11 protein-coding genes and 1 pseudogene are annotated in these 12,169 nt (G+C 32.2%); 6 read left to right on the top strand and 6 right to left on the bottom strand.

The window, feature by feature from the left end; genetic code table 11:
- Nucleotides 1-35: 35 nt before the first annotated feature.
- Nucleotides 36-763 (top strand): annotated as a pseudogene (locus I5776_RS17275) (ZIP family metal transporter).
- A 695-nt stretch (nucleotides 764-1,458) separates the two neighbouring features.
- On the top strand, nucleotides 1,459-1,848 hold the full coding sequence (locus I5776_RS17280; protein ID WP_202777577.1) for a hypothetical protein: 390 nt from the start codon (nucleotides 1,459-1,461) through the stop codon (nucleotides 1,846-1,848).
- Nucleotides 1,849-1,999: 151 nt separating this feature from the next.
- Here the strand turns inward: I5776_RS17280 and I5776_RS17285 are convergent, their stop codons facing one another.
- Nucleotides 2,000-2,452, bottom strand: coding sequence for an SRPBCC family protein (locus tag I5776_RS17285; protein WP_202777580.1), 453 nt, complete (start codon nucleotides 2,450-2,452; stop codon nucleotides 2,000-2,002).
- Nucleotides 2,453-2,752: 300 nt separating this feature from the next.
- On the opposite strand from I5776_RS17285, the gene I5776_RS17290 reads away from it, so the two are divergent.
- Nucleotides 2,753-3,754, top strand: a complete 1,002-nt coding sequence (locus tag I5776_RS17290; protein WP_425490289.1) for a DUF3231 family protein — start codon at nucleotides 2,753-2,755, stop codon at nucleotides 3,752-3,754.
- 143 nt (nucleotides 3,755-3,897) lie between these two features.
- On the opposite strand, the gene I5776_RS17295 is transcribed toward I5776_RS17290, so the two are convergent.
- Entirely contained in the window at nucleotides 3,898-6,324 is a 2,427-nt protein-coding gene (locus tag I5776_RS17295) for a bifunctional diguanylate cyclase/phosphodiesterase (RefSeq protein WP_202777584.1), read from the bottom strand.
- Between the two features lie 258 nt (nucleotides 6,325-6,582).
- On the opposite strand from I5776_RS17295, the gene I5776_RS17300 reads away from it, so the two are divergent.
- The gene (locus tag I5776_RS17300) at nucleotides 6,583-7,518 is read left to right on the top strand and encodes an ABC transporter substrate-binding protein (protein ID WP_202777586.1); all 936 of its coding nucleotides are present in this window, start codon (nucleotides 6,583-6,585) and stop codon (nucleotides 7,516-7,518) included.
- Between the two features lie 550 nt (nucleotides 7,519-8,068).
- Here I5776_RS17300 and I5776_RS17305 read toward each other — a convergent pair.
- From I5776_RS17305 to I5776_RS17315, 3 genes are all read right to left on the bottom strand, one after another.
- Entirely contained in the window at nucleotides 8,069-8,488 is a 420-nt protein-coding gene (locus tag I5776_RS17305) for a disulfide oxidoreductase (RefSeq protein ID WP_066232406.1), read from the bottom strand.
- 72 nt (nucleotides 8,489-8,560) lie between these two features.
- The gene (locus tag I5776_RS17310) at nucleotides 8,561-8,821 is read right to left on the bottom strand and encodes a hypothetical protein (protein WP_066232407.1); all 261 of its coding nucleotides are present in this window, start codon (nucleotides 8,819-8,821) and stop codon (nucleotides 8,561-8,563) included.
- A 245-nt stretch (nucleotides 8,822-9,066) separates the two neighbouring features.
- Nucleotides 9,067-9,912, bottom strand: coding sequence for a hypothetical protein (locus tag I5776_RS17315; protein WP_066232410.1), 846 nt, complete (start codon nucleotides 9,910-9,912; stop codon nucleotides 9,067-9,069).
- Between the two features lie 171 nt (nucleotides 9,913-10,083).
- Here I5776_RS17315 and I5776_RS17320 point away from each other — a divergent pair, with 171 nt between their 5' ends.
- Both I5776_RS17320 and I5776_RS17325 read left to right on the top strand, forming a co-directional pair.
- A complete protein-coding gene (locus I5776_RS17320) occupies nucleotides 10,084-10,623 on the top strand; it encodes an RNA polymerase sigma factor (RefSeq protein WP_202777588.1) in 540 nt (179 codons plus the stop codon).
- Nucleotides 10,589-11,212 (top strand): hypothetical protein, encoded by a 624-nt coding sequence (locus I5776_RS17325; protein WP_202777590.1) that lies wholly within the window; start codon nucleotides 10,589-10,591, stop codon nucleotides 11,210-11,212. Before I5776_RS17320 ends, I5776_RS17325 begins: the two co-directional genes overlap by 35 nt.
- Before the next feature lie 438 nt (nucleotides 11,213-11,650).
- Here I5776_RS17325 and I5776_RS17330 read toward each other — a convergent pair whose 3' ends face one another.
- A complete protein-coding gene (locus I5776_RS17330; RefSeq protein ID WP_107982185.1) occupies nucleotides 11,651-12,082 on the bottom strand; it encodes a thioredoxin family protein in 432 nt (143 codons plus the stop codon).
- Nucleotides 12,083-12,169: the final 87 nt, after the last annotated feature.

Here is a 12,169-nt window from a genome sequence, read left to right on the forward strand (position 1 = left end):
ATAGAAAGAAAACCTGTTTATGGGGAGAGGTAACGATGTGGAATTCATTAATGTGGGGTGGCATATCCGGTTCAGCTGTTTTGCTTGGAGCACTTGCCGCAATGTTTTTGCCAATAAAAAAGCGACTCATTGGATATATTATGGCTTTCGGAACAGGTGTGCTAATTGGAGCTTCTGCATACGAGCTGTTAGGTGAATCCGTGGAGGATGGCGGTTTTTTGGCTACAGGGCTTGGTTTTTTAGCGGGAGCATTCATTTTCACACTTTTAGACATTTTTATTTCAAAAAAGGAGCAGACAATCGGAAACGGTCTCACAAGCAAAGCTCAAATGGCGGATCCGGACTTGCAATATTTATCGGAACCGTCATGGACGCGATTCCGGAATCGATTATGATTGGTGCAAGCCTCTTGGCTGGAAAAGGGGTAAGTTTTCTCCTTGTTATTGCTATATTCATTAGTAATGTACCAGAAGGACTCTCTAGTACGACTGGTCTTTTAAAAGGCGGCTACTCCAAGAAGAGAGTATTGGTTTTATGGATAACCGTTCTTCTTATTTCAGCTGCCAGTGCTTGGGGAGGTTACTTTTTCCTTGAAGGTGCAAGTCCGAAGGTTACGGCGGGTATCGCTGCATTTGCCGGAGGCGGTATCATTGCAATGGTTGGGTCCACCATGATGCCCGAGGCGTTTGAAGAAGGTGGACCTACGGTTGGTTTTATAACCGCACTTGGATTGTTTATTTCACTTTTGTTGAATGAATTGTGAAACGGAAGCTACCAATCTTTGGGTTAACGGAGATGTTTCAATTTGCAAAATTGTTTTTTATAATATACAAAAATGGAATCTTTTGAAAGAGAGTACAATATGAACCTATTAAAATATTTCGGCTTGCAGTTTATATTATTTAGTGTACTAATCCTAACCAATTTTTACTTAGACGGTTACATAAGTAAGCCATTTACCCGGACTGACTTAATAGCAATAGTTATTGGAGTTGCGATACTAATTCTTTGTTTAAGTCTTTATACTCAGTTAAAAAAACGTTTAAAACCTATTCGAGTTTTTAATAAAATTTTTTTTACTATTTTAGCGGTTTTTAATAGGGGTTTTAACGGGAGCCTTTAATTTTATATAGTTTTGTTCCAGGTTTTATTCTAAAACCTTAAATCCCCTTTAATTAAAGACGACGAGGACTCCTCCCCGTCTTTCTCTAAAAATCATTGATACCTAATTTTTATATAAGTATTTTGGGCATAAGGAATATTATTTTATTTTATTTTATGCTTACAAACTTATATATTTGACACTAAAGTGAATCTCTCCAAATTTCAAGGAATACAAATTTTAGTATTTAATAGAATATAATACTTTCCATATGCTTTACCTTTTGCTACTTTACTAGTAATTTAAAACATATATAATTTTAAGGAAATGAATTTGAATTATTAGGAGGTAAAATCTTGAGAGGAAAAGCATTCGTTTTTTTATTGGGTATTATTTTGCTCGTTCTCATTTTTTCTGCGCTTGGTGGAATGAAGTATTTTTCAAAAAGGTCCGATAGTACTCACTATAAAGTAACGGATTCTCAAATAACAGTTGATGAAAAGAAGCATAGTGAAGATTGGAAAAAAACTTGGATTATTGTACATGATCCTAATAATAGCCCTTCAGAAAAGTTTGAAATTATTATTGAAGATAAAAATACATGGAATCTAATTAATATAAAAACAAATTATTTTGCCTCATACGAAAAAAAGGGATCAATTAAAAAAGTCAACGATAAAAAAGCCCCCTATCATTTATCACAAATTGTTTATCCGGATAATCCAGACAATATACCTCTTAATTAATGTTGTTATGTATTAAAACTTATCGGTGTAATTTTATATATAGGTCCATATATAACCCCTGAATTTTCTGGTATTTTATCACTATAAAGAATAGATAAGGTGAATATTTAAATTGTTGAAGTTATTCACCTTTTTGTTTTACAAGTTACCTTTACTTATTTTCTGCAATTTTCTTTAATGCATTTGCTCGAGAAATAATAAAATTTTCCATATACTTTTCTAAAAATAATTTATCAGCAATTAGTCCGATTACCCCTAATGGTGCTTTATATTGAAACTGGTCTTTCATTATAGTTCCATTTTTTTCTCTAATAAAATGATGAGTATGCACAAAAGAATGGAAAATTCCCTCTAACATAATATCTACAAATCTATTAGGTTTCTGCATTTCTATTACTTGTGCAGTTAATCTTTGTTTCATTCCGAAGTGAATTGCTTCCCAAGTAACAATATCTCCTTTTTCTAACAGCCCTTTTGTAACTCCTGCTATCGCTTTTTCTCTTGTTTTAGATGTTGTTTTAGTATGAATTTCTATATTTCTAGCCAGATCAAAACATACTTCAATTGGTGCATTTATAAATATATCATGCTCTATTTTGGGCATTTATTATCCTCCATTATTAATGTTGCATCCAATATCAAAGGAATAAAATTCATCTGTCAATAAATCAGTGAATTCTATGTGATTACTTTTATGAATATAGATTGGTACATTAGGCATAAGTTGTTGACTCCTTATTATTGTATATATTTAGGTTCCAATCCTTTTAAAGCAGGGATACCTAATTGACATCCCAAGAAGCGATATAAAAATATAATTATTTCATTCCTGTTGTGAATAAAAAAATCCGTAATACAAAAAAGTTGTTTAGGGAACAATACCCTTTAAATGGTATTGGAGGTAGTGGATTTGAACAGTAAGAAAATTAGGTTAACGACTTCGGAAGTTACGGGTTTATGGGCACAATATATGCAAAACACAATGTCAATATGTGTTAGTAGTTATGTGTTAGCAACAGTGAAGGATCCTGAGATTTCCTCTCTTTTCAAATATACATTGAAACTATCTAAAAAGCATTTGAAAATGGTGGAGGAATTCTTTGAGACTGAAAATTTGGATCTTCCAAATGGTTTTACTCAAAATGATGTGAATTTAAGTGCACCACCTTTATTTTCGGATGACTTTTGGTTAATTTATATACATGATATGACCTTGCATGGATTAGCTGGTTACACTCTTTCTTTTAGTGTCTCAGCTAGAAAAGATGTACGAGACCATTTTTATCAGTGCAATATTGATACAATGGATCTTTATAACAAATCAATTGAAATTCTTTTATCTAAAGATCTTTATCAACGTTCTCCCTATTTTTCAACAAAACAAAAGAGTGAATCTCCAAATGACTTGACATATGTCTTGGATTTATTCGGAGATAAAAGGCCCCTGAATTCAATGGAAGCGGGAAATATTTATTTTAATTTAAAAAAGAGCATTGTAACTAAAACACTGATTAATGGGTTTCAACAGGTAATTCAAGATAAAGAAGTACTTAAATTTATGGAACAATGCTTAGGTACAATTACTAAAAATATAGGTGTATTTACAACCTTATTTGAAGAAGAAGATTTGCACTCACCCAACTTATTAGACGGTGAAACCACAAATTCTGTCGTCCCGCCTTTTTCAGATAAATTAATGACGTTTCATGTGGGCTTTTTGTTCCATTTAGCCGCTACATATTATACTACTGCTATGATAACAAGCATGAGGTTAGATGTACTTGGACATTGTGATGCGGCTATTTTAAGGGATTTAAAAATAATTACTCAGTTCGGAAAATTAATGATGAAAAAGGGTTGGTTGGAGAAATTACCGGTGGCAGATGACCGAAAAGAATTACCTTAATTTTCATTCACCTCTTCCTTAAATTTACCTTGTATATGATAAAACGTGCTTTTTTACCGGCTTAAAATAGTGTCTCCACCTCCGTAAGGGAGAGGTATTTTTTCGACAATTATGCATAAAAAAGCACACAAATCTGTGTGCTACTAATTAAGTAATAATTCATTTTTAAAGACAATGGATAGTTCTTCGGCGGAAATAGGGCGACTAAAGAAGTAGCCTTGTGCCTCATTGCATTGAGTTTGCTGGAGAAATTGAAGTTGTTCTCCCGTTTCAACACCTTCGGCTATCACCTTTAAGTCTAAACTATGTGCCATGTTAATAATAGTATGAACAAGTGCGGCATCTTTTGTATCGGAAAAAATATTTTTTGTAAATGACTGATCAATCTTTAAAGTATCAATTGGGAACAGCTTGAGATAGCTTAAGGAAGAGTAGCCGGTTCCAAAATCATCTATCGATAGATGAATTCCCATATCTTTTAATTTTTGCATAGTTGATATCGCATGCTTTGAATCTTGGATAATACTTTCAGTTAGCTCGAGTTCTAGATATTGTGGGTCTAGTCCAGTTTCTGTCAATGTTCTTTGCACTACCTCAACTAAATTACTATGCTGAAACTGACGAGAAGAAATATTCACTGCCACCCGTAAAGGAGCATACCCCTCTTGTTGCCATTCTTTATTTTGTCTGCACGCTTCATAGAGTACCCATTCGCCTATCGGGACGATTAGACCCGTTTCTTCAGCTATTGGTATAAAATCAGAGGGTGGGATATTTCCCAAATCAGGATGATTCCAACGAATAAGAGCCTCTACTCCAATGATTCTTCCAAAACTTACATCCACCTGTGGTTGATAATGAACGTTAAAATCGCCACGTTCCAAACCTTTACGTAATCCCATCTCTAATTTTATTTTCTGTGATACTGCCTCATTCATATCTGGTGTGTAAAATTGAAAATTGTTTTTCCCTTGTTCTTTTACACGATACATGGCTGTATCCGCATTTTTGATTAAGGTTTCCATATCGTTGCCGTCAGATGGATATAAACTAATACCAATCGATGGGGTTATAAACATTTCTTGTTCGTTAAGAACAAATGATTGAGTAAATAATTGAACGATTTTTTGGGCGCATTTTGTAATCTCATTATGAGTAGTATCTGGAAGTAGTATGATAAATTCGTCCCCACCTTGACGTGAAAGAGTATCTGTTTTGTCTAAACATGATTGAATTCGCTTGGATGCCTCTATCAATAAATCATCACCCGCAGCATGCCCTAGTGTGTCATTAATGTACTTAAATCGGTCTAAATCGATAAACATAATACCGATAATTTGTTTTTTATCATGCGCTTGTTCTAACGCTTGTGTAAGACGGTCATTTAATAAGTGACGATTGGGTAATCCAGTTAGAGGGTCAAGATAGACCATCCGATTAATTTTTTCCTCAGTATGTTTTCGTTCAGAGATATCGCGAATAATGCTGCTAAAATAGATTGTTTGTTTCTCTTTCCAGGTGGCAAGAGAAATCTCAAGCGGAAATTCACTTCCACTTTTTCTCAACCCATGTAATTCCATCGTTTTTCCAATTACATGTGGTTTTTCAGTGGAAATATAGCGCTCCATTCCCATCTGATGAGCCGCTCTATATCGTTCAGGAATAATGATTTGTAGATTCTTACCAAGAATTTCATCTTCATCATAGCCAAACATAAGACTGGCGGCTTTATTCCATGAAATAATAACACCGTTATAGTCGGCTAAGACAATCGCATCATTGGCCGATTGCACTACCGAACTAAATTTTTTACCTAACGTTTTGGACTGAGATTCAAATCGTTTATCAATAAGGACGCTTATCAACACTAATCCTAAGATGATTAACATTCCCACTCCTATAAAATACGCCAAGAGGTTATTATCGTATGACCCGGATAATTCCATATGATGATGGTCATGTTTAAATGTCGCCGCGGACATTCCTGTGTAATGCATCCCCGAGATGGCAATCCCCATAATAAAGGCACTCCCCATCTTTTTCCACCTAGCCTTAGGAGTGCCGGATTGTTCCCGAGCCTGAAATAATAAGTACAAAGCGACTAGTGAAACCACATAAGCTATGACGGCAGATAACCCCCATAAATAGGGATTATATTTAATGGTCGCCTGCATAACCATCGCTTCCATGCCTGTATAATGCATTGAAATTATGCCTGTCCCAATAAAAAAAGCACCGATAACAGCTCTTGATTTACGTATAATTGGTTGGCTAACGATCGCTAACGCTAACCATGAAGAAACGATTGCAGGAATGATCGATATAATCACCCAAGTCGTATTATAAGTGACCGGAATTGACAAATGGAAGGCAAGCATCCCAATAAAGTGCATGGACCATATTCCCATTCCCATTGCAAATGCGCCGCTAAATAACCATAAATTTCGTGCGAAACCTTTTGCCTGATGTATACGAACACCCAGATCCAATGCCGCGTATGAAGCAAGGATCGCGATTATAATAGAAAGAGAAACAAGCGGAAAATGGTAAGTATTTGAAATTGTTATCATATGTATAACTTCTAGTCTCCTTTGATCGTCAAAAATAAATATGATAAAACTATACTACGAATTAGTTAGTAATACCTTAACTTAAATTAGATTGTTTTTTTTATATCATAAAATAAAAATGTCCTCTTCCGCTATGTTTTTTTTATTTATTTTATGCTGTTGGGGATAATAAAAAATATATTGATTTTTCATTATGTAAATGATAACCTTTCTCATTGGAAGATAAATAAGTAACTACATAACATATAGGAGGTCATCATGAAAAAGTATCTATCTTTAATTGCCTTTTTACTCATTATCTCAAGTGTATTAATCGCTTGTGGTAATCAGAAAGATACATCAAATAACAAGAAGAAGTCAGCTACCGTAACAGTAACGGATGCTCGTGGAGAAAAAGTAGAAATCCCTGCTAATCCGAAACGTATTGCTGATATTTCAGGATCAAGTGAAGAATTAGTTCTTTTAGGACATAAACTTGTCGCAACAGCCAATTCTGATTCTTATGACTATACTAAACCTGCGCCATATATTAAAGACCAACTGAAAGATGCCAAAATTGTCGGCTACTATATGGTCGATAAAGTCGATGTAGAGGCGATTCTTCAAACACACCCCGACTTAATCATCGTCAGCAAACGTCATCTTAAAAGCGTCGATCAACTGAAAAAAATTGCACCTGTCATCGTTCTTGATGAAGGATTAACAAAATGGAAACAACGATTTAAACAAATCGGAACAATCTTTGGTCAAGAAAAAGAAGTAAATGATTGGCTTGCTAAATATGACGCGAAAGCAACTGAAATTGGAAATGACATTAAAAAGAAAACAGGTAAAGGTACCGTCTTAACTTTACTTGCTGATGAAAAAAATACGTACACATTCGGAAATGAAGGTTTAGGCCAAATCGTCAATGATGATATGAAGTTACCAAGACCTGAAGGTGCATCCAAAAATACTGGTACGTCCCAAATCAATTTAGAAAATATCTCAAAATTGAATCCTGATGTACTAATCGTCGTCAGTTCAAAAGGTGCACAAGCTGAATTAGAGAAAAGCTCGATATGGAATGGCTTAAAGGCTGTTAAAAACGGAAATGTTTATTACTTCCCTAACCAACCATACTTCGGACAATCCTTCTTACCAATCGGAAAAGATAAATTACTCGATGATTTAAAGGAAAAAATGGCGAAATAAGTAAGAAAAGCGAAAGCGCCTTGCCCATCGACGTAAAAGACTTACGGGACTTTGACTTATTGTAGGGAAAAGTCCTGAAGTTTTCTAGTCGATGGCTGCTTGCGCTAGACGTAGACAGTTTATGTAAAAAAGCTGCCCACAATGCGTATAATTTATTATTCCCACGAAAAATTTGAGGAAAGATGTTTGCCAATTATGGTGGATATCTTTTTCCATTAATTTCTAAAATATTGTTGCTTTTAAAATGGTTAAAAAGCACAGAATGGATTGGAGCGGGAGGCACTTGACTCCTGCGGGATATAAAGGAAAGGTCGAGATAAGATAATTCGAATATTCTATATAGTAGATAAAAGTCAAAATCGGAAATTAAGAAAAAAGATAAGAGTATAGATGGATCATGTTTGGGAAATTTGGTCAACTGACCCCTATTTATTAGAATAGGGGTTCTGTTTGTTAAGATGTGGATTTTGTTAAATACAACCCTGCAGCAAGATTATCTTCTATATTAATTAACTTTATACCAGTACACTAATATAAATTGGACATAGATTTATTCTTTTAAACTTGTTTTTCTTTTAGCAATTAGATATAGACATATTACCGTTATTAAAACAAAACTAACTAGGGATAGTAATGGTATAGTAATAAATCCGAAAATTTTTATATAATGTGTAGTGCAAGAAACCCTTCCACAAGAATTATTTATAACGAAAAACTGTAGTAAATTATGGTATATTGATATAAATAAACCAATCATAGCTAAACAAATTATATAATTTGCTTGTTTAAAATCTTTTTTTACATATGAAATTGCAGATAAAAAAAATATAGGATACATAAAAATTCTTTGAAACCAACATAATTTACATGGTTCAAATTTAAGTATCTCTGAAAAATATAAACTACCTAATGTGGCAATAGTCGAAACAATCCAGATAATAAATAATAAATATTCTTGTGACCTTTGCAATTTATTTCCCCTTTGATTTATTTTTTTATCTTAATACTTCTATGAATACTAATAGATTTGTACGAATAGATATCAATAATCTAAACCAAAAAAGTATATTCCAATAAAACCCACTATTTCAACAATTTGAATCAATATACCTATTACACAAAAAATACAACCTAATATAAAAAGGATTTTCCCTCTTTCCTTATAAACTTTAATTTCATTGGAACTAAAGTTAGAGAATATAATACCTAGTATTCCCAAAGCGAAACCCAATAGCGGAATAAAGATTGACAATACTCCTAATATAAAAGTTACGATTGCTTTTCTGTTTATCTTTTCCGTCATTTTCTTCCTCCCTCTATAAATGTTGCTGGCTCCCTAATCTAATTTTTAATAATTATATTTATAGTTATCTATTATGTAATTTTTAAATTTAATAACGCTTAAAAGGTGAACAATATAAAAGATTGATTTTTGTTTACTTTAAAACATCCTTTTAAATTAAATTTATTCTCTTATTCCTTTTATTATCAAATAATTCACAAAAGGCTTTCTGTCTTTCAAAAACAGAAAGCCTTAACTTTGAATATTTAATCATAAGCTGGGCAAGTGGTCATCCATTTACCTTCTACACAAATATAATATGCAGGAATGTAACAACCAATAATTTTTGTCCCAGCACAAATTAATGTTTTTGCCCATTTTAATAGTTTTGGACCTGTAATTTTAACACTACAAACGGTACCTACAGCTTTTTTACATTCTGGGCTATAATCACCTTGGTATTTTTGTAATTTTGAGCACTGATAGCAAATATTCCCTGCAGCTAATGGTTCTATATCAGTAATAGCGACAGGTGCTGTGGAAGTTGATTGAATATTCTCGGAAGCCTCTTCTAAATCTTTTTCTTTATTTGCTATTTCATCTTCAACAGTGGTGATAAAAGGTTCTAATTCTTCATTTACGCCATCAACATCTGATACGTCAATTTTTTCAGATTCACCTGAGTCAAGATACCTTAGATAAATAGCCTTTTCATCTATTAGTCTATTATAATCAATTACATAGGTATTTAACTTTTTAGTTTCGAAATCATACATAAAACTAACAAGCGATGTAAGAGTTGCTTCTACTTTTGGATTTTCATTTCCTTTATTTTTTTTACCTTTACTTTCCTCTACATTGTATAAAGCCTCGTACTGAACAATCCAACCTGTTTGTTCTGCGTCTTCATTTATAACTGGATTCAATAAATAATACTTTTTTATATCTTTGGAGAGAAAATCTTTCTTTAGTTCCTTAAACATTTTACTTTTTTTTACGTATTTAAGAAACTGATCTTGGGTGATTGTATTCGAGTCATTAGATGCTTTAGATAGTCCTGTGTTTACGAATACCATGATTAATACTGCAACAATTAATAAAAACTTCTTCATACAATTCCCCCTATATATTAAAATATTTGGTATACCATTTTCTATTATGTCATATTTTTCCATTCATTTAAATGGAAATTTCAAAATAATTAAATATTTATAAAAAGAAGCTAATAAAAGTGATACCAATTTTACACACGTTCGTCTAAATTAATATAGGGGGGGATAATAATGACTTCTGAAGATTTCGAGTCTCTTTATTTTGAGTATAGCGATAAAATTTACAGTTATATTTTTCTGTATATTAAAAACAAAGAAATTACAGAAGATTTAACCCATGATACATTTTATAAAGCATTTAAAAACATAAATTCATTTAAAGGTAATTCCACAATTTATACATGGCTTATTAAGATTGCAAGGAATATAGTTTTTGATCATTTTAGACGAAAAAAGGTTCTTCGTTTTTTTTCAATCGAGAAACATGATTCAAGAAAGGATGAAATTACACCGCAAGAAATTCTTATTAAAGGAGAGGAGGTAAAGTTATTATATGAAGCCATCAACAAATTAAAATTAGAGTATCGAGAGATTATTATACTACGAAAAATTAAGGAACTCTCAATTAAAGAAATATCAATAATCTTAGGTTGGAGTGAAACCAAAATTAAAAATACAACTTCAAGGGCACTGGCAGCTTTAAGGGAGAATTTTCCTAAGGGAGAGGAGGATTTTAATGAAAAATTCACTGAAATGGGAAAAACTCTATAATCAATTAAACAATATTAGCCGTCCTAATGAAAGCAAAATTAACACATTTCATTTATTAGAAAAAAAATTAGCAAATCAGAAAAGCATAAAAAATAGTCCTTTTATTAATGGAATTAGTGTCATCGCTGTAGCATTTATTTTGGCGATATTAAGCTTCTCAAACCTATTTAATGAACCTTCTAATACAAAATCATTTAAAACTGCTGATAACCCTTATATTGAGCAAATAAAAGGGAAAAAGATTACTCGCTCATTTGTTTCTAAATCAATTTCAGACCAATCATTTACTCCTAGTCAATATCCAAAACCTCTGGGGGTTGCTACAATAGAAAATGACGAACGATGGAATAAAGCTTGGGAAAAAGCACTTCAACAATTAAAAAAAGTTAAAAATCCTCCTACTGAACCACCGCAATATGATTTTATGATGTATTTTAATGATGAAGTTTCTTATAAATTTAAAATTTGGTTTAAAGGGAAAGAGCTAATATTTAAAGATATTACCTCTAAAGACTACTATTCTATTAGTACTGAAGATTACTCAGAACAAATCAAGTTTATCTTTAGTAAATTAACTGAATATAAATAATACTACAGTTATTAATAACCGTAACCGTTAATGCAAAAGTATTATGGGGTTGCAATATACAGATTCACATACAAATTGTTCCAGTAGTATAACAATTTTTTTCATGCCTTTTGGCACTAATATTTATTATAATGTTTAATTCTAATTGCAATCTTTTAAGATATATGTGGAGGTAAAAACTAGCAGTAATATCTTCGACTTAAAAGTGTGAAATTGGAAATCGAGGTATGTGACTTGCTGAATTAGAAGGTACTAACAGATTATATGTGAATAGTCCAATTGCTTTAAGATGTACATTTACGTTCAGATAGGAGTTTCAATAGTATTAAGGCTTTATGCCATAGTTTTACTTTTTATTCAAAAATAAATGTTGTCATCGAAATATTAAACTGTATAGATGGTAGTAGAGAGGTCAGTTTTTAACCGCCTCTCTTTCAACTATTCCTTGATTGATTTAAACCAGAGCTCATAGGCTTTTTCTGTTAATTCTCCAACAATTCTTTTATCTTCTCTTCCATTTTTAAAATGGACTATTGTTGGAGTCGCATCAATATTAAACTCATCCCAACCAGTTTCGGAGTAATTTTCCAAGTTGATTAATTTTAAATCGATCTTCAATTTTTGGGCCATCGGTATAACAATGGGTGTAACCTTTTTACAGTGTGAACAGCTAGTTTGATAAAAATAAACTGTTAATTCTTCTTGATTTTTTAAATAAGTTTGTAATTTTTTTAAAGAAATTTCATTTTTATAAAGATTATTAGTCTTATGTTCTGTAGCTGATTCAATTTGTTGAGATGGTTTTTGAAATACAATTATTAAAACAAAAGCACAAACAATTACTATAAATGTAACAATTATTTTTTTCATAATTACCCCCATATTTTAATCTATGGTAAATATTCCACAAAATAGGTATAACTCCTTCAAATAATTAGAATTATTTTGCAAATCATT

The organism is Heyndrickxia vini, from assembly GCF_016772275.1.
GTDB classification, from domain to species: domain Bacteria; phylum Bacillota; class Bacilli; order Bacillales; family Bacillaceae_C; genus Heyndrickxia; species Heyndrickxia vini.

Excerpts from the sequence above, each read along its gene's own strand:
- I5776_RS17295 (WP_202777584.1), bottom strand. The coding sequence starts at position 6,324 with ATGATAACAATTTCAAATACTTACCATTTTCCGCTTGTTTCTCTTTCT.
- I5776_RS17310 (WP_066232407.1), bottom strand. The coding sequence starts at position 8,821 with ATGACGGAAAAGATAAACAGAAAAGCAATCGTAACTTTTATATTAGGA.
- I5776_RS17315 (WP_066232410.1), bottom strand. The coding sequence starts at position 9,912 with ATGAAGAAGTTTTTATTAATTGTTGCAGTATTAATCATGGTATTCGTA.
- I5776_RS17285 (WP_202777580.1), bottom strand. The coding sequence starts at position 2,452 with ATGCCCAAAATAGAGCATGATATATTTATAAATGCACCAATTGAAGTA.
- I5776_RS17320 (WP_202777588.1), top strand. The coding sequence starts at position 10,084 with ATGACTTCTGAAGATTTCGAGTCTCTTTATTTTGAGTATAGCGATAAA.
- I5776_RS17325 (WP_202777590.1), top strand. The coding sequence starts at position 10,589 with ATGAAAAATTCACTGAAATGGGAAAAACTCTATAATCAATTAAACAAT.
- I5776_RS17300 (WP_202777586.1), top strand. The coding sequence starts at position 6,583 with ATGAAAAAGTATCTATCTTTAATTGCCTTTTTACTCATTATCTCAAGT.
- I5776_RS17330 (WP_107982185.1), bottom strand. The coding sequence starts at position 12,082 with ATGAAAAAAATAATTGTTACATTTATAGTAATTGTTTGTGCTTTTGTT.